At 66.1% G+C, this 21,766-nt stretch carries 16 protein-coding genes and 2 pseudogenes; 11 read left to right on the top strand and 7 right to left on the bottom strand.

What is annotated here, in order from left to right:
• The first annotated feature begins 11 nt into the window (after nt 1-11).
• The 5 genes and pseudogenes from J7I79_RS02940 to J7I79_RS02920 all read left to right on the top strand — a co-directional run bounded on the left by J7I79_RS02940 (nt 12) and on the right by J7I79_RS02920 (nt 5,153).
• Nucleotides 12-1,042 (top strand): annotated as a pseudogene (locus J7I79_RS02940) (transporter substrate-binding domain-containing protein).
• Nucleotides 1,039-2,062 (top strand): annotated as a pseudogene (locus tag J7I79_RS02935) (LLM class flavin-dependent oxidoreductase). Before J7I79_RS02940 ends, J7I79_RS02935 begins: the two co-directional pseudogenes overlap by 4 nt.
• Nucleotides 2,040-2,639, top strand: a complete 600-nt coding sequence (locus tag J7I79_RS02930) for a DUF1684 domain-containing protein (RefSeq protein ID WP_214949973.1) — start codon at nt 2,040-2,042, stop codon at nt 2,637-2,639. Before J7I79_RS02935 ends, J7I79_RS02930 begins: the two are co-directional and overlap by 23 nt.
• The gene (locus J7I79_RS02925) at nt 2,639-3,736 is read left to right on the top strand and encodes an LLM class flavin-dependent oxidoreductase (RefSeq protein ID WP_251042280.1); all 1,098 of its coding nucleotides are present in this window, start codon (nt 2,639-2,641) and stop codon (nt 3,734-3,736) included. Before J7I79_RS02930 ends, J7I79_RS02925 begins: the two co-directional genes overlap by 1 nt.
• Nucleotides 3,737-3,746: 10 nt before the next feature.
• Nucleotides 3,747-5,153 carry an NtaA/DmoA family FMN-dependent monooxygenase gene (locus J7I79_RS02920; RefSeq protein WP_214949969.1) on the top strand — a complete coding sequence of 469 codons (1,407 nt, stop codon included), beginning with the start codon at nt 3,747-3,749 and terminating at the stop codon, nt 5,151-5,153.
• A gap of 194 nt (nt 5,154-5,347) precedes the next feature.
• Here J7I79_RS02920 and J7I79_RS02915 read toward each other — a convergent pair whose 3' ends face one another.
• Genes J7I79_RS02915 through J7I79_RS02905 form a run of 3 tightly spaced genes read right to left on the bottom strand, consistent with a single transcriptional unit; the run spans nt 5,348 to nt 7,286 of the window.
• Complete coding sequence (locus tag J7I79_RS02915; protein WP_214949963.1) at nt 5,348-5,758, bottom strand: VOC family protein; 411 nt, start codon at nt 5,756-5,758, stop codon at nt 5,348-5,350.
• Nucleotides 5,759-5,768: 10 nt separating this feature from the next.
• Nucleotides 5,769-6,251: a helix-turn-helix transcriptional regulator gene (locus tag J7I79_RS02910; RefSeq protein WP_214949956.1), complete on the bottom strand. Its 483-nt coding sequence runs from the start codon at nt 6,249-6,251 to the stop codon at nt 5,769-5,771.
• 54 nt (nt 6,252-6,305) lie between these two features.
• Nucleotides 6,306-7,286, bottom strand: coding sequence for an ABC transporter substrate-binding protein (locus tag J7I79_RS02905; protein WP_214949954.1), 981 nt, complete (start codon nt 7,284-7,286; stop codon nt 6,306-6,308).
• 200 nt (nt 7,287-7,486) lie between these two features.
• Here J7I79_RS02905 and J7I79_RS02900 point away from each other — a divergent pair, with 200 nt between their 5' ends.
• The 5 genes from J7I79_RS02900 to J7I79_RS02880 all read left to right on the top strand — a co-directional run bounded on the left by J7I79_RS02900 (nt 7,487) and on the right by J7I79_RS02880 (nt 16,040).
• A complete protein-coding gene (locus J7I79_RS02900) occupies nt 7,487-8,293 on the top strand; it encodes a hypothetical protein (protein ID WP_214949952.1) in 807 nt (268 codons plus the stop codon).
• A 219-nt stretch (nt 8,294-8,512) separates the two neighbouring features.
• Nucleotides 8,513-10,834: a chromosome segregation ATPase gene (locus tag J7I79_RS02895; protein WP_214949949.1), complete on the top strand. Its 2,322-nt coding sequence runs from the start codon at nt 8,513-8,515 to the stop codon at nt 10,832-10,834.
• A gap of 191 nt (nt 10,835-11,025) precedes the next feature.
• Complete coding sequence (locus J7I79_RS02890; protein ID WP_214949947.1) at nt 11,026-12,015, top strand: LLM class flavin-dependent oxidoreductase; 990 nt, start codon at nt 11,026-11,028, stop codon at nt 12,013-12,015.
• 132 nt (nt 12,016-12,147) lie between these two features.
• Nucleotides 12,148-13,251 (top strand): PP2C family protein-serine/threonine phosphatase, encoded by a 1,104-nt coding sequence (locus J7I79_RS02885; RefSeq protein WP_214949945.1) that lies wholly within the window; start codon nt 12,148-12,150, stop codon nt 13,249-13,251.
• Nucleotides 13,252-13,412: 161 nt separating this feature from the next.
• On the top strand, nt 13,413-16,040 hold the full coding sequence (locus J7I79_RS02880; protein ID WP_214949937.1) for a trehalase-like domain-containing protein: 2,628 nt from the start codon (nt 13,413-13,415) through the stop codon (nt 16,038-16,040).
• Here J7I79_RS02880 and J7I79_RS02875 read toward each other — a convergent pair.
• From J7I79_RS02875 to J7I79_RS02865, 3 genes are all read right to left on the bottom strand, one after another.
• Entirely contained in the window at nt 16,037-16,960 is a 924-nt protein-coding gene (locus tag J7I79_RS02875) for an AEC family transporter (protein WP_214950072.1), read from the bottom strand. The genes J7I79_RS02880 and J7I79_RS02875 overlap by 4 nt on opposite strands.
• A gap of 204 nt (nt 16,961-17,164) precedes the next feature.
• Nucleotides 17,165-17,593, bottom strand: a complete 429-nt coding sequence (gene panD, locus J7I79_RS02870; RefSeq protein WP_214949935.1) for an aspartate 1-decarboxylase — start codon at nt 17,591-17,593, stop codon at nt 17,165-17,167.
• A 93-nt stretch (nt 17,594-17,686) separates the two neighbouring features.
• Nucleotides 17,687-18,622, bottom strand: a complete 936-nt coding sequence (locus J7I79_RS02865; protein ID WP_214949927.1) for a LysR substrate-binding domain-containing protein — start codon at nt 18,620-18,622, stop codon at nt 17,687-17,689.
• Between the two features lie 152 nt (nt 18,623-18,774).
• Here J7I79_RS02865 and J7I79_RS02860 point away from each other — a divergent pair, with 152 nt between their 5' ends.
• A complete protein-coding gene (locus J7I79_RS02860; RefSeq protein WP_214949919.1) occupies nt 18,775-20,238 on the top strand; it encodes an amino acid permease in 1,464 nt (487 codons plus the stop codon).
• 201 nt (nt 20,239-20,439) lie between these two features.
• On the opposite strand, the gene J7I79_RS02855 is transcribed toward J7I79_RS02860, so the two are convergent.
• Nucleotides 20,440-21,645, bottom strand: a complete 1,206-nt coding sequence (locus J7I79_RS02855) for a hypothetical protein (RefSeq protein ID WP_214949917.1) — start codon at nt 21,643-21,645, stop codon at nt 20,440-20,442.
• Nucleotides 21,646-21,766 lie beyond the last annotated feature (121 nt).

The following is a 21,766-nucleotide window of genomic DNA, read 5'->3' as shown; positions in this document are numbered from 1 at the left end:
AGGAACTGCCCATGGCACTCTCCACCTTCCGGCGCAACCGAAGCGGCCGCCCGCGCACCCTGGCGGCGCTGCCCGCCGTCGTCTCCTCGGAACCCTCTCCGGCACGCTGGCGCTGACCGGCTGCTCCGATCCGGGGGCAGCGGCGTCGGGTTCCGCGTCCAGCAAGACATCCGCGACGGCGGCACGCAACGGCGTCGTCTACAACACCTCACCGGACCAGCAGCGGATCCGGGCGGAAAAGGATGCGGCGCTCGCCGCCAAGGTCCCCGAGCTGATCGGCAAGGACGGCGAGCTCACCGTGGCCACAACGGCCGGATCCATCCCGCTGTCCTTCCACGCCACGGACGACAAGACACCCATCGGCTCCGAGCTGGACATTGCGCAGCTCGTGGCGGACAAGCTGGGCCTGGAGCTCGACGTCCAGGTCACGTCGTGGGAGAACTGGCCGCTGAAGACCCAGTCCGGCGACTTCGAAGCCGTGTTCTCCAACGTGGGCATCAACGCTGCACGGGTGAAGCTGTTCGACTTCGCCAGCTACCGGGCCGCGTACATGGGCTTCGAGGCGAAGAAGAGCTCCTCCTATGACATCAAGGGCGCTGACGACATCTCCGGCCTGAAGATCTCCGTGGGTTCCGGCACCAACCAGGAGAAGATCCTGCTGGCATGGAACAAGGAACTGGAGGGCAAAGGCAAGGCGCCGGCAGTGCTCCAGTACTACTCATCAGATGCTGACACCATCCTGGCCCTGTCCTCGGGCCGCACCGACCTGAACATCGCGCCCTACCCGTCCACGGTGTACCGGGAAAACACCCGGGACGACCTGAAGATCGTAGGCAAGGTCAACGCCGGCTGGCCGTCCGAGACGCTTGTGGCTGCCACGTCGGTCAAGGGCAACGGCCTCGCTCCGGTCATCACGGAGGCGCTGAATTCCGCCATTAAGGACGGATCGTACGGCAAGGTCCTGGAACGCTGGGGCCTGTCCGAGGAAGCCCTGCCGGAATCCAAAACCGTCACCGAGGCAAACTTCGGGACCGGCAAATGAAATTCCAGGTCCTGGACATCATCCCGCAGCTTAAGAATCCCGTAACGGGGGCGATAGTCTCCACCGCGGACCGACTCAACCAGGTGGTGCAGACGGCCCGGCGTGCGGAAGAACTGGGGTACGACAGCTTCTCCGTCGGGGAGCGGCACGCCGGCGAGTTCATCTCCTCCTCGCCCACCACCGTGCTGGCCGCGATCGCAGCTGTCACCAACACGATCCGGCTGCAGAGCGGCGTGACGGTGCTTGCCGTCCTGGACCCTGTTCGCGTGGCGGAGGACTATGCCACCATCGACCAGCTCAGCCGCGGCCGGCTGGAGCTGGTGATCGGCAAAGGCAACGAGGTCCTGCAGTACCCGCTGTTCGGGTTGGACCTGGGCGACCAATGGGAGCTGCTGGCCGAAAAGTACGGGCTGCTGCGGCGGCTGTGGCGCGAGGACAACGTCACCTGGTCCGGCCGCTTCCGCAGCCCGCTGACCGAGCCGGCCACCACCACGCCGCGCCCGTACGCCGGCGCACCACGCGTATGGCACGGCTCAGCCACCACCCTGACCTCCGCAGCGCTCGCGGCCAAGTGGGGCGATTCGCTGTTCACGGCCAACGCCATCCAGCCCCGGGAAAACTACCGGGTGCTGATCGAGCACTACCGCGAGGAGTATGAACGGCACGGACACGTTCCGCGACATCGACCACGCTGTAGCGGAGGGGCCCGCCCTGGTGGGCAGCCCGGAGCAGGTGATCGACAAGGTCCTCCGCTACCACGAGGTCTACGGCCACGACCTGCAGTCGATCTCCCTGCCCACCACGCTGCTGTTCGAGCAGCAGCTCGACATCCTCGAACGGTTCGCCCTCGAGGTCATCCCCGCGGTCCGGGCCGCCGCACCCACGAGCCTGTGGGAGGCCCGGGATCCTTTCGGCGGCCGTCCGGAGTCTGCCGGAGCCACCGAACCCGACGCCACCGCGGCCGTCACCGCCGACCACGACAACTACAGGAGCGACCATGCCCACGTCTACGCACACTGAAAATTCGTCCCGCCGGGCTGAGTCCCAGCAAGACGCGTTCGCCACGGCCTGGGCCGAATGGCACGACGCTCACGAACGCCACCGGGCTGACCCGCACGGCTTCCTCGCCGTCACGCACCTGCACTGGCTGGGCGCCGAACCCGCCCGGCTCGATGGCGTTCCCGGCACCTGGCGTGTGGAGGATGACGCCGTCCGCCTGGTCCTGGGGCCGGGCGAAAGCCTGCAGCGGGACGGCAGGGAACTGAACCCCGAGGGCGGTGCCACCGTGGAGTTGGGACCCATCGCCGAACGCGACGGCATCAACCTCACCGCGGGGGACACCGTCGTCGAGCTCGCCAAGCGCGGCGGCGAGTACATCGTCCGGCCGCGGCACCCCGGGAACCCGCTGCTCATGGAATACCGGGGCACGCCGGCCTACGCGCCGGACGGCACCGTCAGCCTGGACTTCAACTGGGCTGTGAACCCGCCGTGCGCCTACACCGACCTGGCCACATGCCCGCTGCCGCCTGCCGAGAACCGCCTGCCCGTGCCGGTCGAAGCCGGCGAGAAGACCCCCACCGACCGTCAGGATGCATGATGAGCAACGCAACCAAGGCTCCCGCAGGCTGGGGCTTCCTGGCGCTGGAACTTGACGGCGCCACCGGCGGCGCGGCCGGAGGAGGCACGGCGGGGGGCCCGGCGCTCGCCGCTGCCGTGCTGGCCGCTGAGTCAGCCGGTTTCCACGCACTGACCTTCCGGGACTCCCCGGAGGCCGGACGGCTGAACGCGCTGCAGCGCGCCGCTTTCGCCGGCCCCCTGACCCGGTCCATCGCCCTAATCCCGGAGGTGGGCACGGCCTACACCGAGCCGTTCCAGGTTTCCACCCAGCTGGCCAGCCTGGACTACGTGACCGGCGGGCGGGCCGGCTGGATTGCAACGGCGGACGATGACCGCGCGGCGGCAGCCGCCGTCGGGCGGCGCCACGTCACAGGTGCAGGCCTTGCCCGGGAGGCCGCTGCCTCCATCGAGGTGAGCCGCAGGCTGTGGGATTCCTGGGAGGACGACGCCGTGATTCGCGACGTCGCCAGCGGCCGCTACGTCGACGCCGGGAAGCTGCACTACGCGGACTTCGACGGCCCCGGATACTCGGTCAAGGGCCCGTCCATCATTCCGCGTCCCCTGCAGGGGCAGGTGCCCGTGCTGGTGCCGGCGTCCCTGACCGGAGACGGCCTGGTTGAGCCGACCGCGGTGGATGCCGTCCTGGTCTCGGCCCCCACACCTGAGCTCGTCGCGGACGAGGTCCGCGAGGTGAGGGAACGGCTGGGCGGCCGGGCGGCGCCCGCCGTCGTGGTGGAGCTCGACGTCGTTCTGGATGCCCGCGGGCAGAGCGCCGCCCAGCGGCTTGCGGGAGTGGACCTGCCCGGCGTGCAGCCTGCCGGTGCCGAACGGGCACGCTTCGCCGGGTCCCCGGCTGCCCTGGCCGACCTGCTCACCGAGCTGCTGGAAGTGGCTGACGGCGTCCGCCTGCATCCCGCCGGGCTAGCTGTGGACCTCGAGGAACTATCCCGCCTGGTGCTTCCGGAACTCCGCCGCCGCGGAGTCCTGGCCCCGGTGCCCCTGGACGGTACCTTGCGGGACATGCTGGGTCTGGAAAGGCCAGCCAGCCGCTACGCCGCAACCGCCGTCGGAAATTGAGGGAAAAACCATGACCCAGCACACCCGTGCTAAATACCAGCCGAGCGGCCAGCTCCAGTTCGGCATCTTCTTCCAGGGCGTCAACTCGGGAACCATCTGGAAGGCCGCCGAATCCGGTTCCCAGACGGACTTCGAATCGTTCCGCCGCATCGCGCAGACGGCGGAGCGGGGCCTGTTCGCCGCTTTCTTCCTGGGCGAAGGGCTCCGGCTCCGCGAGCACCTCGGCCGCTCGCACGAACTGGACGTTGCCGGGCGCCCGGACGCCCAGACCATGCTCGCCGCCCTTGCATCGGTGACGTCGAACATCGGACTCGTGGCCACCCAAAACACCACGTACAACGATCCCGCGGACCTGGCGCAGAGGCTGTCCTCGCTGGACCTGCTCTCCGGCGGCCGCGCGGCGTGGAACATCGTGACCACGGACAACGCCTGGACCGGCGCGAACTTCCGGCGCGGCGGCTACCTTGACCACGCTGACCGCTACACCCATGCCGAGGCGTTCGTGGAGACGGCCAAGCGGATCTGGGATGCCCATGATCCCGTATCCGGGCAGTGGCGGCGGGTGGTCAACGAGGGCCAGCACTACACCGTGGACGTCACACCGCGCCTGCCCCGCAGCACCCAGTACCGGCCCGTGCTGTTCCAGGCTGGCGACTCTCCGGAAGGGCGCAACTTCGCCGCCCGTCAGGCCGACGTCATCTTCTCGGCGCACCCGAAGCTCGACGACGCCCTGACGTTCCGGAGCGACATCGTGGAGCGCACGCTGAAGGCGGGCCGGAACGCCAACGACGTCAAGATCATGCCGGCCAGCGAGTTCATCCTGGCGGCCACGCCGCAGGAAGCCCTGGAGAAGAAGGCCTGGGTCCGCAGCCTCCAGATCGGGCCGCAGCAGGCCATCGCCTACCTCGAACAGTTCTGGGGCCGGGAACTTGCCGAATACGATCCGGACGGCCCCCTCCCGGACATTGATCCGGTGGTGGAGGAAACGTCCGAGACCCGGGGGAGCGGCTTCCACGGCGCCAAGGCGCGGCAGCTGGCCGACCAGTGGCGGGCGGAAGCCAAGGAGAAGGGGCTGTCCATCCGCCAGTTCGTCTCCGCCAAGACCAGCCGCGTGGACGCCACCTTCAACGGGTCCTATTCCGAGGTGGCCGACCGGCTGATGGAGTACGCCCGCACCGGAGCCGTGGACGGCTTCAACATCTCGCCGTGGCTCATCCCCACTGGCCTGGACGACATCGTTAACCACCTGGTGCCGGCGCTGCAGGAACGTGGCGTCTACCCCAGAGAGTATGCCGGGAGCACGCTGCGCGAGAACCTGGGACTGGCGACTCCGGAACGTCCCGCAGCGGAGTCCGCTGACGCGGAAGCCGCTCCCTCGTCCGCAACGCCGGAAGCGAGGGTCCAAGCCGATGGGTGACGAGGTGTCCGGCACGGAAGTGGGAGACGCTGACAGGGAATCAGCCGCGGATACCGTGAAGCTGCAGCTGACCATCTGGCAGCAGTATCTCTAGAGGAACCACGATCACCCACTGGGCCATGCTTGGGCGCAGCCCATCAAACCAGAATCCCCCGCCGGAGCACCCGGCGGGGGATTCGTGTGGATATGGAGAGTTACGCCGTCGGCGTCTGCGAGATCCGGACCATGTTGCCGGAGGGATCCCGGAAGGCGCAGTCGCGCGGACCCCAGGGCTGGTCGATGGGCTCCTGCATTACCTCGGCGCCGGACGCCCGGACTTTCTCGAACGTTGCGTCCAGATCGTCGGTGCGGAATACGAGCATCGGCAGGACGCCCTTGGTGAGGAGCTCCTGCATCATGTCCCCGTCCTCCTGCGAACGTCCGGCATGCGGTTCGGAGAGCACGATCTCGAGATCCGGCTGGGCGGCGCTGCCGAGCGTCACCCAGTGGAATCCTCCGGAGGCGACGTCGTTGCGTACCTCGAGGCCCAGGGCGTCACGGTAGAAGGTGAGGGCTTTTTCGGTGTCGTTGACTGTGATGTTGCAGTACTGGAGTGAAATGTTCATGCGACTAACGCTATTCGGCGGGCATGAGTATCGCTTCTCGAATCCTGCTCGCTTGGGCACCATCCGCGGGCCCGGCGTCCGCCCCGCCCGCGGCGCTGTGCCGGGTGGGCCGCGTCCGGATCTTCGCCACGCAGGCGGGCATGGCCTCCACCGCGCTGTGCTCGCGGGACCGGTACGCGCTGGGCGGTTCTCCCACGATTTCGGTGAAGCGTGAGCTAAAAGAACCCAACGACGTACAGCCCACGGCCATGCAGGCATCGGTCACGTTCATGCCACCGCGGAGCAGTGCCATGGCCCGCTCGATCCGGCGGGTCATCATGTAGCTGTACGGAGTCTCGCCGTAGGCGGCCCGGAACTGCCGTGAAAAGTGCGCCGGCGACATCAGGGCCTTGCGGGCCATGGTGGGGACGTCCAGGGCGTGGGCGAAGTCCCTGTCGATCAGGTCCCGCGCCCGGCGCAGGTGCGCCAGGTTGGCGAGCTCTTGTGGGTTCATGTCATGAGCGTACGCCGCGGTCCCGGCGTTTTCCACGGTGGTCCGAACGACTGCCTACTTTTTGGGCAGGCCCGCGGGGTTCAGCTCGGACTTCTGGACCGCCTCGGCAGTGAGGCCCCAGCGGTCAAGGATCTTGGCGTAGCTGCCGTCTTCGATCAGGTGGTTGAGCCCTGCCTGGGCTGCGGCCGCGAAGCCGTTGCCCTTCTTGGTGGTGGCGGCGATGCTCGCCTTCAGCGGCCACCCTCCGTCCACCAGCCCCACCAGCTTGGTCTTCGCATCGGAGGCCGCCTTGAACGCCGCCGTAGCATTCGGCCCGAACGTCAGGTCCGCCCGTCCGGACTGCACGGCGAGCGAGGAGGCGGAGTCGTCGTCGTAATACTGGAACTCAACCGGCGCCAGGCCGTTCTTCTTGTTCTCCTCATCCCAGCGCAGCAGGATGGATTCCTGGTTGGTCCCGGACCCGACAATCACGCGCTTGCCGGCAACATCCGGTGCCGATTCCACCTTGGCGACGGAGCTGTCGGCCTTGGCATAGAAACCCAGCTTGTCGTCGCGGTAGCTGGCGAAATCGAACTTGAGCTTCCGTTCCTCGGTCACAGTGACGTTGGACAGGACGGCCTCGTACTTCCCGGACTCCACACCGAGGGGCCAGTCGGCCCAGGCGGTGGGAACGATGTCCGCTTCGAGGCCCAGCGTCTGGGCCAGTGCGACGGCGATATCCACTTCGTTGCCCACCGGAGTTTTGTTGTCCGTGGCGTAGACGGCCAGCGGGGCCGCGAACGGGCTGACGGCCACTGTAAGTTTGCCGTCCTTCTTGATGGATTCAGGCACCAGCGCCGCTGCTGCCGGGTCCACGGCTGCCGTCACGCCGTCCTGTTCCGGCGAGAGGTTGAACTGCTTGACGCCGGTGGCGGACGACGCCGGAGCGGAGTCCGCTGCAGCCGATGCGCCGGGGTCGGAGCACGCCGCCAGGCCCAGCAAGGTGGTGGCGGCCAGCGCCGCGGTGACGCCGGGCCTGAGTGAAAAACGGGCCATGGTTTCCCCTTGGAATTATCGGATTGGGTGCTTGTGCCAGCAACTATCCGGCAGGGCGAAAGTCCGGTCAAAGGACTTTGAAACCGGGCGATACAGGGGGTAATCGGGGTTAATCCGGCGTCCGCTGGCGTCACGCAACATGGTTAGTGCCGCGCGGTGAATTGCCCGGCCTGCCCAAGGCCTCCGCAGTAGACTTTGGTATGGCCGCATCAATGCTGAAGATGGTTCTGTCCCTTGCCACCGCCGTTGCCCTCGCGGTGCTTGGCGGAGCACCTGCGACGGCGGCGCCGCCGCGGCCTGCCGATCCGGTGGGCATTGACGTCTCGTGGCCGCAGTGCGGCAAGACCCTTCCCTCCGGACTCGCCTTCGCCATTGTCGGCGTCAACAACGGACTCGCGAACGCCACGAATCCGTGCCTCGAGGCGCAGCTGGACTGGGCGGCCTTGACCATCAAGTATCCACAGGCGACCTCCCAGCCGCGGGTCGCCCTGTACGTGAACACCGCCAACCCCGGGCTGGCCGGTTCCTGGTGGCCCTCGTCCAACTTCTACTCGGGCACCGTAGTGGACAACCCGTACGGGAAGTGCGAGGGCAAGAATGACAAGGCCTGCGCCTACATGTACGGCTATGCGAAAGCGTACGACGACGCCGTGCTGCGTGGGGTGGACGACCCGGAGGACTACTTCTGGTGGCTGGATGTGGAGACGGAAAACAGCTGGCAGCCGGACAAGGAAGCCAACCGGGCTGACCTGGAGGGCATGACCGCCTACTTCGAAAGCATCGGCGCCGACGTCGGGATCTATTCCACCGGCTACCAGTGGGGTCAGATCGCCGGCACCGTTCCCTCGACGAGCAACCTGGCGGGGCTTCCCAGCTGGCTGGCCGGCGCCCGCACCTTGAACGGCGCCAAGTCGAACTGTTCCCTGTCAGGGCTCACCCCGGGCAGCCGCGTGGCGCTGACGCAGTATGTCTCCAGTGGCCTGGACTACAACTACGCCTGCAAGTAGCCGCTGGCTGCTACCGCGTGAATCGTGTGACAGAAGTGCACCGATCAACCTCTAGCTAACTTCAGTTAGAAACGAGTACTGCGTACACGAAACAGGTACGAAGACAGCCAAAGACGAGTGGAATCTACTGGTGTTTTCCCGGGCGGACGCCCCTAGCATCGGGACTACGTTTGCGGCCAATGATGGCCGTAAATCCCGTCTCGCACCCCGGGAGTCCCCATGCAACAAGCGTCCACCACATCCGTCGTCGCCCGCCGGCTCGCTGCCGCCGTCGTGCTCCCTGGCGTCCTGACCAGCATGCTGGTGCTGGCCCCGGCCTCCCAGGCGGCAACCGATACATCAGGCATCTGCAACGGAGTGGTGAACCAGCTTGCCCACCGCGGCACCGTGCAGGAGAACCTGCTCAAGGCGGCGGCGCGCAAGAATGCCGTTCTCATCGCCTCCCTGCAGGCCGAACGCGCCGGGCTGCAGACGAAGGCGGACGGACTGACTGCGGAGATCGCCGCGGCAGAGAATGCGATTGCCGCGCTCAGCGCGGAGCAGCAGCAGCTGACCTCGGACATGGACTCGGCAGCCACCGAACTGGCCGGGCTTAAGGTCGCCCAGACCAATGTTGTCCAGTCGGTTGCCGATGTCGAGAAGGTGCTTGCCGGACTCGAAGCGGAGAAGGCCACCACCGAAGCGCAACTCACGCCGCTGCAGGAGGAGCTTGGCGTGGCCCAGGCCGCGGCTGCCCTGCTGGGCAAACAGAGGGCAGGCCTCGAAGCCCAGGAAGCCGCGAAAAAGAGCGAGATCAGCGTGGCAGAGGGCGAACTCCCGCCACTCCAGGCCGCTGCAAATGCGGCCGCTGACGCCCTCGCCGGCAAGAACACTGAAATCGTGACGGCACAGGGCGAATTAACCAGCCTGACGGGTGCCGCGGAACAAGCGGCGGCGGCTGCAGCCACAGCTGCCCAGGCAGTTGCTGATGCGGATACCGACCTGACGCGGCTTGAAGGTGCTGGGGAGACCGCCCAGGCGCAATTGGAGGCCCAGCAGGCGAAGGCTGCTGAAGCAAGAGCCACACTCGCTACCCTGCAGGCCACAGCCCAATCAGCGGCGGATGCTGTGGCCGCCAAGAACGCAGAGATCGGCACGGCGCAGGGCGAACTCGCGGCGCTGCAAACTGCCGCCAGCCAGGCCGCGGATGCCCTGACCGCCAAGAACGCTGCGATCACTCAGGCCCAGACGGAGCTGACCGCGCTGCAAGCGAATGCGGCTGCGGCTGCCTCGGCGCTCGCCGCCAACGCAAACAAGATCGCAACCGTCGACGGCGAGATCACTGCGCTGCAGGGGCAGATTGCGGCAAAGAACGTCTTGATTACGGCCAAACAGGCGCAGCTCACGCAGGCGAACGCGGATCTCGTGGTTCTACAAGCGCGCAAGTCGTTTCTTGCTGGCGAGATCCTACGTTTGGGGGCGATCAATGGCGGAAAGAAGGAGGAGCGCGAGGCACGTGAGGCCCAGATTCTTGCGTACCAGGCCGAGTTGACCACCGTGAACGGCCAGATCACCACAAAGAATGCCCAGATCTCCGGGTACCAAGGTGACCTGACCACTCTTCAGACCTCGGTTAACACCCTCAACGCCCAGCTCCTGGCCAAGCAGCAGGAAAGCAGCGCCCTGCAGCAGCAGGCCGCACCGCTTCAGGCCGCGCTGACCACAGCCAACGCCGCCGTCGCCACGAAGGAGGGCGAGATCGCTGCCCTGAAGGCACAGGTTCCGGGGCTCCAGGCGACGGTCAGTAATGCCAACGCCAGCGTCACCGCCAAGCAGGGAGAGCTCACCCTTCTGCAGGGTCAGCTGCCCGCGCTCCAAGGTGCCGCAGCCACGGCCGCGGCTAACGTCTCCACGCAGCAACAGGTAGTGGCGGACCTTGAGGCTGCACTTCCGGGACTGACTCAGGGCGTGGCCGAGGCCCAGGCCGCGATCGCGGAACAGAAGAACGTTCTCAGCGGGCTCCAGACCAAGCTGGCCGAAGCAAACGACGCCCTTGCAGCCGCAAACGCGGCCGTCGAGGCCAAAAAGGCAGAGGTCAGCGGGCTGCAAAACGAGCTGCCGGCCTTGCAATCCGCCGTGGACGGCGCCAACGCATCGGTTTCCACCAAGCAGGGTGAGATCGCGACCTTGAACGGGGAGCTGGACACCCTGGTCGCCCAGCTAGCGGTCCTCAACGAGCAGATCGCAGGCAAGGAAGCTGACGTTCTGCGTCTGCAGACCCAGGTGGCTCCGCTGCTGGACCAGCTGAATAAGCTCAACGGCGAGATCAGCGCCACGGAGGCCCAGCTCAAGGCACTACAACTACAGCTGACAACACTGGACCAGCAGGTCACGTCCGCCCAGGGCCAGCTCAACACTCTGACGGCGCAAAAGAAGACCAACAAGGACGCCATCGAAGTGCAGAAGGCGAAGGTCAAGTCCCTCCAGGCCCAGCTGGGCAGCGTACAGGGCCAGATCGCCGCCATCGACGGCCAGATCGCCCTCGGAGGTTGCGTGGCCTAGCGCAATAGGAAACTAGCACAGGTGAGCTAAAACGCAGGGAGGGGTCACCGGACACGGCGGCCCCTCCCTGCGTGTCCGGCGCCACGGCGACATCCAGAAATAACCCGGCCGCCGCCGTCGTTGTCGCCAGTGTGCCTGTTCCGCTACCGGAACGGACCGCCACTGCTCCGCTACGAAAGGCCGGCTCCTCCGTGACTGTTCCGCTTTCCATCCTTGACCTGGCCACCATCGCGAAAGGTCAGACAGCGGCCGAGAGTTTCGCCGGCAGCGTGGCCATGGCGCAGCGGGCCGAGGAACTGGGCTACCGCCGGGTCTGGTACGCGGAGCACCACAACATGTCCTCCATCGCCTCCTCGGCCACGAGCGTGCTGATCGCCCACATCGCGGCCAACACCACCAGCATCAGGCTGGGCGCCGGCGGCGTGATGCTGCCCAACCACTCCCCGCTGACCATCGCCGAGCAGTTCGGCACGCTGGAGACGCTGCATCCCGGACGCATCGACCTCGGCCTGGGCCGTGCGCCGGGCAGTGACCAGAACACCATGCGAGCCCTCCGCCGCGACCCGATGTCGGCGGACAGCTTCCCGCAGGATGTCTTGGAACTGCAGGGCTACCTGACCGGCCCCACCCGCATCCAGAGTGTGGAAGCCACGCCGGGCAAGGGCACCAACGTGCCGCTGTACATTCTGGGGTCCTCGCTTTTCGGGGCCCGGCTGGCAGCGCAGCTCGGGTTGCCGTACGCCTTCGCCTCGCACTTCGCACCCAACGCCCTGCAGGATGCCGTCGCCGCCTATCGCCGCGAATTCAAGCCCTCGGCCCAGCTGGACGCTCCGCATGTGATCGCCGGCGTGAATGTGATTGCGGCCGATTCAGCCGCCGAGGCGCAGGAGATGTTCCAGGCCACCAAGCGCGCCCGCGTGTCCCTGTTCTTCGGCAACGGCAGGGTGTTTACCGACGATGAGGCGGACATGATCCTCGATTCGCCGCAGGGCCAGCACGTGGCCCAGATGATGAAGTACTCGGCCATTGGCACTCCGGATGTGGTGATGGACTACCTCGACGAGTTCACGGCCCATGCTGACGCGGACGAGCTGATCGTGGCCCACCAGAGCAACGGAACAGAGGCCCGCCTGCGCTCCGTCGAACTGCTCGCCGCGGCAGCCGGGATGGCCCGGGTCTAGGCGCCGCCTCCCCGGCCGCGGATGTCCGCTGTCGGGTGGCGTCGGCGTCGCCGGGGCCACACGGCCCGTGTGGCAGAACGTCACGGAAGATACGGATGTGACAATAACAGCCGCACGGAGTCTAATAAGTGCATGACTGTTGAGCCGGACGTACGCCGTGCCCTGGTCATTGAGGACGATGAAGACATCCGCGGCCTGCTGGTCCACATCCTGACCAAGCAGGGTTTCCAGGTTTCCTCCGCCTCAACGGGACGGGCCGGCATTGAACTGATGCAGCGTGACGGCGCTGAACTGGTGACGCTGGACCTGAACCTGCCCGACATCGACGGCGTTGAGGTCTGCCGCGAACTGCGCCGCTTCTCCGACGCCTACATCCTGATGATCACCGCCCGAGGCGAGGAGCTGGACCGCCTGACCGGGCTCGACACCGGCGCGGACGACTACCTCACCAAGCCCTTCAGCCCCCGCGAGCTCGGGTCCAGGATCACCGCCCTGTTCCGCCGGCCGCGCGCCAGCGCCGTACACGAAGCCGCAGTCCAGGACGAACTGCGCCGCGCCGTCGAGGTCCAGCGCAGCCTGCTGCCGGCGGAGGGACTGTCCCTCGACGGGTTCGACATCGCCGGGTCGTTCCGGCCGTCCCGCAACGTCGGCGGCGACTTCTTCGACTGGTACCCGAACGACGGCGGCCTGCATCTGACGCTGGCGGACGCCATGGGCAAAGGCATGGGGGCCGCGCTGATCGCGGCCACCGTCCGCGCCGTCATGCGTTCGGTTGCCCACAGATCGCCGCTGGGCGAGGCCTTCAAGTCCGCCGGGCGGATCCTCGAAGCCGACCTGGAGCAGTCCGCGTCTTTCGTCACCCTCTTCCACGCCCGGCTCACCGCCTCCACGGGCATCCTGAACTATGTGGACGCCGGCCACGGACTGGCGCTGCACATCAAGGCGGACGGCAGCTCTTCGCGGCTGGTCACCGGCGGACCGCCGGTCGGAGCCTGGCCGGGCCAGGAGTGGGACGCGCACCAGGTTTCGCTGGAGCCCGGCGACTCGCTGGCAGTGGTCAGCGACGGACTGCTCGATGTCTACCCTGACGTCGAGGTCCTGACCGCCGTGGTGGCCGGCACTGTCTCCGCCAGCGCCAGCGCGCAGGCCGCCTGCGACGCCGTCCTGGAGCTGGCCTCCGGCCGGGAGGTTTCCGACGACGCCACTGTGGTTGTGCTGAAGCGGGCGCGGCAGTAGCTGGCCGGGAGCCGCCCTCTGCCTCAAAGGGAGGGCGCGCACATGTTACATTCCCGCAATGACAGGGATATTCTGACGTAACTACGGCACAGGAAACTGGGGGTATGTCCCTCGCCGGACTTTCTCGCGCATCATTGGGGATTATCCGAAGGACGTCGCCTGTGCCTACTCCGCTCAACCAGACCGTGGCCGATTCCGCCCTCCTGACTCGGTCCCTGCCGCTTGGCCTGCTCCGCGCCTTTGTGCAGTCGGATGCCGCCGACGACGGCCTCACACCGAACCTGCTCGCTGAACTTAAGATCCTTGCCCGGACGCCCGGGCTGCTGGTGGCCTGCAACTACGGCGGCACCCTCTGTGATGCGGAAGGCATCTCCACCGAGACCCTGCCGCTGGGCAGCGCCGCGATCGCCCTCCGGGCCCTGGCCGCCCTGCCCAATACCCACGCCGCCGTCATCTCCGGCAGGTCGCTGCGGGACCTGGCGGCTGTGTCCCGGCTCCCGGCCGAAGTGCACCTGGTGGGTTCGCACGGGGCGGAATTCGACATGGGCTTCGCCCACGGGCTCTCGCTGGCCACCGAATCCGTCCTGCAGCAGGCGAGCCAGGCCCTGGTTGAAACTATCGGCGCCTACAAGGGGATCAGCATCGAACGGAAGCCGGTGGCGGTGTCCGTGCACACGCGGCCGGCCTCGCCCGCGATCGTCGCCAAGGTCCTGGAAAAAGCCGAGGCAGTCGCTCGCGCCCACGGCCTGTTCTACATTGTTGACGGTTCCGTGCTGGACCTCTCCGTGGTTGAACCGTCCAAGGCCGACGCCCTGGAGCATCTCCGTGCCCGCCTGGGAGTGAGCGCCGCCCTGTACGCCGGTGATGCTTCCAGCGACGAACTTGCCATGGCCACCCTCCGCGGCCCGGACATGGGCATCAAGGTGGGGGAGGGGCCAACGGCCGCGGCCCACCGGCTGCGGGATCCTGAATCCTTTGCCCGGGTACTGGCCATCCTGTTTGAACTGCGGCGGGCGTGGCTCTTCGGGGAGGACGCCGTCGGCCTGGAGCGCCACTCCATGATCGGCAACGGCTCGTCCACGGCCCTGATCACCCCTGAAGCCAAGGTCTGCTGGATGAGCCACCCGCTGCCGGACTCCGGGTCCCTGTTCGCCCATATCCTAGGTGGCGACGCAGCGGGCCACTTCTCGGTGGAACCCGTCAAGGCGTCCCAGGTTCTGGGCCAGCGCTACGTGGACAGCACCATGATCGTGGAGACCCGCTGGGCAGACGTCACGGTGACCGACTACCTCGAACCGGCCCCGGACGGGATCACCAGCCTGGTCCGGGTGCTGTCAGGGAGCGGCGCGGCAAGGATCGTCTTCGCTCCCCGGCCCGACTACGCCAACGCCCCGTTCAGCATGGAGGCCCGGCGTGAGGAACTGCACGTGGTGGGCACCTCGGATCCCATCATCCTGCTGGCTCCCGGCGTCAGTTTTTCCATCACCTCGGACGGCCGCCATGCCACTGCCACCGCGGACGTCAACCTGCAGAACGGGCCCGTGGTGCTCAACCTGCGCTGCGGTGACACCGATCCGAGCCACGCCCAGGTGAGCGGCGAAACGGAGCGCCGTGCCGCCGTCGCCCATCACTCCCGGCAGTGGGTCCAGGACCTGGCACTGCCGGGCGTCAAGCCATCGCTGGTGCGCCGCTCGGCGCTGGTGCTTCGCGCACTGGTGCACGAACCCACCGGTGCCGTGCTCGCCGCGCCCACCACATCACTACCGGAAGGAATCGGCGGCACCCGGAACTGGGACTACCGCTACTGCTGGCTGCGGGACGGCTCCATGACGGTCAACGCGCTGGTGGACCTGGGTTCCACCACGGAAGCGTACGGGTTCCTCCGCTGGCTGGGGCGGATCCTGGACAACGCGCCCGGGCCGGAATGGCTGCACCCGCTGTATTCGGTCACGGGAGCGCCGCTGTCCACGGAGGCCATCATCGAAAGCCTGCCCGGCTACGCGGGGTCCCGTCCCGTCCGGATCGGCAACGCAGCGGACCACCAGGTGCAGCTCGACGTGTTCGGGCCAATCGCCGAACTTATCTCCGCAGTGAGCGAACGCGAGGGCGCGCTGGAGGATTCGCACTGGGAGCTCATGGTCCAGATGGCATCCGCGGTGATGGCCCGCTGGCATGAGGCCGATCACGGGATCTGGGAAGCGCGCCGGGCCCCGCGGCATCACGTGTACACCAAGGTCATGTGCTGGGTGACGCTGGACCGGGCCCTGCGCACCGCTGCCCGGCACGGCAGGGAACCGGAACCGTCGTGGGCGCCCACCGCCGCAACCATCCGCGCGGAAGTCCTCCGTGAAGGCTGGGACGACGGCGCGGCGTCCTACACCGTGGCCTACGACAGTCCGGACCTGGACGCGGCGGTGCTGCACATCGGCCTGTCCGGCCTGCTGGACGTGAACGACCAGCGGTTCCTGGACACGGTCACCGCCGTGGAACGGGAGCTTCGGGTGGGACCCACCGTTTTCCGGTACAGGTACGACGACGGACTGCCGGGCCTGGAGGGCGGCTTCCACATCTGCACCACCTGGCTGATTGAGGCCTACGTGGCAGTGGGCCGGATCGAGGAGGCGTGGGACCTGTTCGACCAGCTGGTGAACCTGTTCGGTCCCACCGGACTGCTGCCCGAGGAATACGATCCCGGCACCGAAACCCACCTGGGCAACCACCCGCAGGCGTACTCGCACCTCGGCTTCATCCGTTGCGCCCGGCTCCTGGACCAGCACCAGAAGAACTAGGTCAGGAGCAGGGCCACGCCGATCATGGCCGGGACGGCGACGACTGTGGTGATCAGGACGGTGTCCTTGGCCACGGTGATGCCCGTCCGGTAGCGGCTGGCCGCCACGAACACGTTCTGGGCGGTGGGCAGTGCGGACGTCACCACGACGGCGAACAGGGCATGCCCTTCCATGCCGAGCATCCGGGCGAAAACGTAGGCGATGGCCGGGTGGATGACGAGTTTGAAGCCGCTGGCAAGCAGCGCGTCAGCGCGGCGCCCCGCGGCTGCCTGCAGCGGACGCGATCCGTTCAGGCTCATGCCGAACGCGATCAGCATGGCCGGGATGGCTGCCCCGCCGATCAGGTGGATGGGCTGCATGACCAGGTCAGGGACTTTCCAGCCCGTCCCTGCGACGACCAGGCCCAGGGCGGAACCCACGATCATCGGGTTCTTCAGGATCATGAGCGCAAAGCCGGCGGGGGTGGTCCGGTGCGAGCTGGTGGTGGCGTCCAGGGCCATCAGGAAGAGCGGGGTGAAGAAGGCCAGCTGGAAGATCAGCAGCGGCGCCACGTAGCTGGCGTCCCCCAGGACGTACACGGCGATGGGGATGCCCAGGTTGGCGGAGTTCGCCAGTGACGCGCTCATCGACGACATCAGGGATTCGGGAACGGTCCGTTTAAGCAGGAACCGGACAATCACGAAGAAGAGGGCCGCCGTAACCGCTGCGCCGACCGCAGTGACCAGCAGGGGAGCGGCAAAGACGTCGTGCAGCTTGGCCTTGCCGAGGGTCTCGAACAGGAGGGCGGGGCTGGCCACGAAGAAGGTCAGTGCGCTGAGCACGGAACGGGCGTTCTCTCCGAGCACGTTCCGGCGGCCCACGAACATTCCGACCAGGATGATGCACCACACCACGAAGAAGCCCGCGAGAACGCCTAGCACCCGGACGTCCCGGAGATTGTCCTTGACAGCGTCTCTGGCAGGGCAGGCGGGCACGGGTTAGCGTTCACCATCCCAGCCTAATCAGATTTAATCAGCCTGAAGCCGGAGTGTGGGCAGGATCTCGGTATCCGGACGGGCCGGGTTCCGGCTGCGTGCGTTGCCGGATCCGCGCCCTCCCGGGGAGGCCCCGCGCTGGCTGCTGGCTTAGTTCAGGGCGGAGTTGTTCAGGGCGAACGGCGGCCGCATGAGGCCGCGGGTGTGGCCCTCGGCGGGGTCGTTGCCGATCTGGACAATCTTGTTGTCCTTGTCCACGTGGACAACCTTCGGCGTGTAGGACCGGGCCTCTTCCGTGGTCATCTCGGCATAGGTGATCAGGATGACGATGTCATTTTCGTGCATCAGGTGCGCGGCCGCCCCGTTGATGCCGATGACACCGGAACCGCGCTCGCCGGCGATGGTGTACGTCTCCAGGCGGGCGCCATTGGTGACGTCGACGATCGCTACGAGCTCTCCCGGGAGAATGTCCGCAGCCTCCAGCAGGTCCAGGTCAACGGTGACCGACCCGACGTAGTGCAGATCGGCATGCGTGACAGTGGCCCGGTGGATTTTGGACTTAAACATTGTGCGATTCATAACGTGTTCAGTCTAACGCCCGGTGTAATTCCGCGCTGTGACGTAGGCAACTCCCCTGCTGATCCGTGGGCAACCTCGGATAATGCCCAAGAATCAGGCGGACTTGGCCTCCGGCGGGACCGGTCCCGCCGGAGCAATTGAGTCGGCCGTTATGGCCAGCACTTCCCGGGCGGCCAGGATGGCGGGCCGCTTGACGCTGGACCGCCGTACGGACGTGAACACGGTCCGGTGCGGATTGCCCGGCAGGAGCAGCAGTTCCGCTGACGTTCCCCGTCCGGTCCAGACCAGGTCCGGCATCAGGCCGACGGCGTTGCCGGACTCGATCAGCCGGATCTGGGCCTGCAGGTCGGCAGTTTCGTACCGGACGTCGGGCTCAAAGCCGGCGCTCCGGCAGGCCTGTTCGGCCCAGTGCCTGGACGCCGCGCCCCTCGGCTCCATCACCCACGCGAGGTCCGCTGTGTCCTCGAGCGAGCTGATGGGCGCCAGGCCCTTGTCCGGTCCCGGGATGGCCAGCCGGATTGCATCGCTGGTCAGCCGGACGCGGTCCAGTTCCGCGTACCGCGGGGCGGCGTGGCCGGGATACTGTTCCGCGATGACCAGGTCAAAGTCCCGGGCCCACGTTTCGTGCAGCGCAGTCTCCGGCTCCCGCTGGACCATTTCGATCCTCACCTCGGGGTAACGGGCTGCCATCCGCGTGAGTGTGCCCGGCATCAGGGCCAGGGCCGCGGACTGGAAGACGGCGATCCGGACCGTGCCTGTAACCGTGGTCAGCGAGGCCGCCAGGTCCGCCTCGGCCTGCTCCAGGGTTTCGAGAAGATGGGCGGTGTGTGCAACGAGGACCTCGGCCTGCGGGGTCAGCTGGACCCGGCGTCCGGTCTTGCGCAGCAGCTGGACTCCGGCTTCCTTTTCCAGCACTGCCAACTGTTGGGAGACCGACGAGGGACTGTACTGCAGGGCGTCCGCCACTTCGGCCAGGGTTCCCCGGATCTTCAGTTCACGGAGCAGCCTCAACCGCCGGACGTCGAGCATGGCTGTTCCTTCGCTAAATCTAATGAATATTAATTAGGAGAATTCACTTTATCTAATGCAATTGGGCTTGCATACTGATCCAGTGAGTTACCCCCGTCACAGACCCGCGTCAGGGCACCGCGATGGGGCCGCACCCCAAGCAGGAGTTCCTGATGAGTACTAGAGATACGACCCAATCAATAATGCGGCGCAAGCCACTCGACGACATTGAAGAAGAAAACAAGCACAGCGGACTATTCAAATCGCTCGGCCTCTGGCAACTGACAGCCATCGGCGTCGGCGGCATTATCGGCGTCGGGATATTCTCCCTCGCCGGGCTGGTCGCGGCCGGCAATGAAGACACTCCGGGTGTGGGGCCCGCGGTGCTGATCTCATTCCTTATTGCGGGCCTGGCCTCAGCGGCGGCAGCCCTTTCGTATGCAGAATTCGCGGGAATGATCCCACGTGCTGGTTCCGCTTACACGTACGGCTATGTGGCCCTGGGCGAAGTGATCGGCTGGTTTATCGGCTGGGACCTTCTGCTCGAATACATCGCAATCGTAGCGGTAGTGGCCATCGGCATTTCCGGCTACTTTGACGCTTTCCTCTCCGGCATCGGAATTCACCTGCCTACGTGGATGACCTCGACTGCGGATGAAGGCAAGGGCGGCATCGTCAACATTCCCGCCATCCTGGTCTGTCTTCTGGTGACCTGGATCCTGTCCCGCGGAACCAAGGCTTTCGGCCGGTTTGAACTGGTAGCCGTGGCTATCAAAGTAGTCCTGATTCTGTTCATTATCGGCCTGGGCGTCTTCTACATCGACACCAATAACTACAACCCGTTCATGCCCAGCGGGTTCGGCCCGGTGCTGGCGGGCTCTGCGACCGTCTTCTTCGCCGTGTTCGGGTACGACGCCATGAGTACGGCGGCCGAGGAAGCCACGGACGGCAAGAAGCACATGCCCAAGGCCATCGTCCTGTCTCTGATCATCGCCATGCTCCTGTACGTAGCGGCCACCCTGGTCCTCACCGGAATGCAGAACTACAAGGACATCGATCCTGCTGCTGGTTTCGCCTCAGCCTTTACCAGCGTCGGCCTGCCCGTGATTGCCACCATTATCTCGGTATTCGCCGTTCTCTCCATCCTCACCGTGATGCTGACCTTCCTGCTCGGCGTCACCCGCGTCTGGTTCTCCATGAGCCGCGATGGTCTCCTGCCCGGCTGGTTCGCTGGAACAGACAAGCATGGAACCCCTCAGCGCGTGACGTGGATTGCCGGTGTCGCTTCGGCGCTGCTGGCTGGTGTCTTCCCCATCAAGGCTGTCGCCGACCTGACAAACATCGGGATCCTGGCGGCATTCGTGGTGGTCTGCGTGGCCGTGATCGTCTTCCGTTACAAGAAGCCCGATGCGCCCCGCACGTTCCGCCTTCCGCTGATGCCGTTCATCCCGGCTTTCGGCGTCCTGGCCTCCGCGCTGCTCATCTGGCAGCTTCCCGCGGACACCAAATGGCGCTTCGTGATCTGGCTGGTCATCGGCCTGATCATCTACTTCGGCTACGGCCGCAAGCACTCGCTAATGAATCCTGACAGCCCGCGGCACGAAGAGGCCGTGGAGATGCACCGCCCGCTGGGGTAGCAGCCCAACGCTCTCTCACTTCCTGCCACAAATAACCGGACGCTCTCTCAGATCCGGTGCCATATCGACGAACCCTCTCTCGCCCCGGTGGGAGAGGGTTCGTCGTTTGTGTGCGAAAAGTGAGAGAGGGTCGCGCGGAAAGCTGCAGGAAGTGAGAGAGCGTCACCCGGAAGGCGGCGATGGCGCCGGCGGCGGTCTTGCTTAGTAGGGCCCGCAGCGGGCAATCGGCTGGCACGAATATCTGCGGCAGCATGTCCCTACGGTGCAGCCGGGGCAGAAAACGGCCAAGCAGCCCATCATTGCAAAGAAGTTGGCAAAGCGGCAGGCGCCGCAGCAAGCCGCAGCGCAGCCCCAGTCCATGTCATCGCAGCGTCGGGACATGCAGTCGGGGCAGCCATCCGCCATCGGAGTGAGTCCGGCATCGCTTGCGGCCCTCAAGGCGCTGATGTCTGTAGCAACGCCGTCGTCAGCCTCAGCTACCAGGCGGCTCGTCAGTTCTCCCGTCACTTGATGCACCTTTGTGAGGCGTCGGATGGTGCCGCTCTTGGTTGCGACCTCGTACGTTACGGTAATGCGGTCTTCGTCGATAAGCGCCAATGCGGTCATCGTGCCGCCGTCCTTGAGCGCGTGCACAGCGCCGCGAACGGTAGGGCCGTTGTCGAGCTCGTTTTTGCAGGTCACGCCCCGGACGTTTTCAGCTGCTGCCAGCGTAAGCCCGGCACTCATGCTTGGCAGGGCAGCGAGCTTGGCGAAGTTGTCCGTTGTGACGGCCTTGCGCCAGGCGGCCATGGCGCGATCGGGAGATAGTTCTTCTATCGCGACGCTTTCCACTTCATCAAACCAATGGTTGTTGCGCATCTTCTTGGCGTTCCCGGCAGCCATTGCGGAATTACTCGAACCGGCTAGGATCGAGACGCCCAAGGCTGCCCCGGTGAGCCCTCTGAGGAAGGCGCTTCTACTGGGTCCGAGCTCCGGTCCTCGGGTTGCCTCCCCGCTTTTTTGGCGGAGCTTGCCAATGGCTTGCAGGACAGCCCAGCTGCCTACCGTGCCGAGGTTTCGAATCAATGCCAAGCCGATAGCGGGTCCGGTGCGGACGGAGGTGACGGTGCCGGCCAGCTCGACCAGGGTTGGTTTCCAGGGAGGCGTCGCCCCTAGCGCTTGAGTCCTCCACTGGACCATTTCCGGGGAGCTTAGGTTCATGACTTCCAGCTTCCCCCCACTGGCCGCAGCGGCATCTTCGGCGATCCTGCTGCATGTCATGCATCCGGCATCGAAGCCGAGTATCAGTCGTTTTGCGGCTAACTGTTTCGTCATGTATTCCCCCATAATCGCGCTCAGGATATCGGACATCCCGGGCCATAGACGAGTGAACCATGTCACTAATTGACTAAAGTTGTCAATGTGCATGACACATTTTCGCGGGCCTTCCCGAGCTGGATTCCGGAGGCTATGCGAGCCTCCGCCCGAACGTTCGGGCGGGATTTTTAATCGTTGGGTTTTCTAACCTGTATTGCTCAGAAAACGTCGC

Source organism: Arthrobacter sp. ISL-69 (genome assembly GCF_018613775.1).
Classification (GTDB): Bacteria; Actinomycetota; Actinomycetes; order Actinomycetales; family Micrococcaceae; genus Arthrobacter.
This window is presented reverse-complemented; position numbering and strand designations above follow the sequence as displayed.

Excerpts from the sequence above, each read along its gene's own strand:
- J7I79_RS02905 (WP_214949954.1), bottom strand. The coding sequence starts at position 7,286 with ATGGCCCGTTTTTCACTCAGGCCCGGCGTCACCGCGGCGCTGGCCGCC.
- J7I79_RS02865 (WP_214949927.1), bottom strand. The coding sequence starts at position 18,622 with ATGCTCGACGTCCGGCGGTTGAGGCTGCTCCGTGAACTGAAGATCCGG.
- J7I79_RS02915 (WP_214949963.1), bottom strand. The coding sequence starts at position 5,758 with ATGAACATTTCACTCCAGTACTGCAACATCACAGTCAACGACACCGAA.
- J7I79_RS02920 (WP_214949969.1), top strand. The coding sequence starts at position 3,747 with ATGACCCAGCACACCCGTGCTAAATACCAGCCGAGCGGCCAGCTCCAG.
- J7I79_RS02910 (WP_214949956.1), bottom strand. The coding sequence starts at position 6,251 with ATGAACCCACAAGAGCTCGCCAACCTGGCGCACCTGCGCCGGGCGCGG.
- J7I79_RS02860 (WP_214949919.1), top strand. The coding sequence starts at position 18,775 with ATGAGTACTAGAGATACGACCCAATCAATAATGCGGCGCAAGCCACTC.
- J7I79_RS02925 (WP_251042280.1), top strand. The coding sequence starts at position 2,639 with ATGAGCAACGCAACCAAGGCTCCCGCAGGCTGGGGCTTCCTGGCGCTG.
- panD (WP_214949935.1), bottom strand. The coding sequence starts at position 17,593 with ATGAATCGCACAATGTTTAAGTCCAAAATCCACCGGGCCACTGTCACG.
- J7I79_RS02895 (WP_214949949.1), top strand. The coding sequence starts at position 8,513 with ATGCAACAAGCGTCCACCACATCCGTCGTCGCCCGCCGGCTCGCTGCC.
- J7I79_RS02900 (WP_214949952.1), top strand. The coding sequence starts at position 7,487 with ATGGCCGCATCAATGCTGAAGATGGTTCTGTCCCTTGCCACCGCCGTT.
- J7I79_RS02855 (WP_214949917.1), bottom strand. The coding sequence starts at position 21,645 with ATGCACATTGACAACTTTAGTCAATTAGTGACATGGTTCACTCGTCTA.
- J7I79_RS02885 (WP_214949945.1), top strand. The coding sequence starts at position 12,148 with ATGACTGTTGAGCCGGACGTACGCCGTGCCCTGGTCATTGAGGACGAT.
- J7I79_RS02930 (WP_214949973.1), top strand. The coding sequence starts at position 2,040 with ATGCCCACGTCTACGCACACTGAAAATTCGTCCCGCCGGGCTGAGTCC.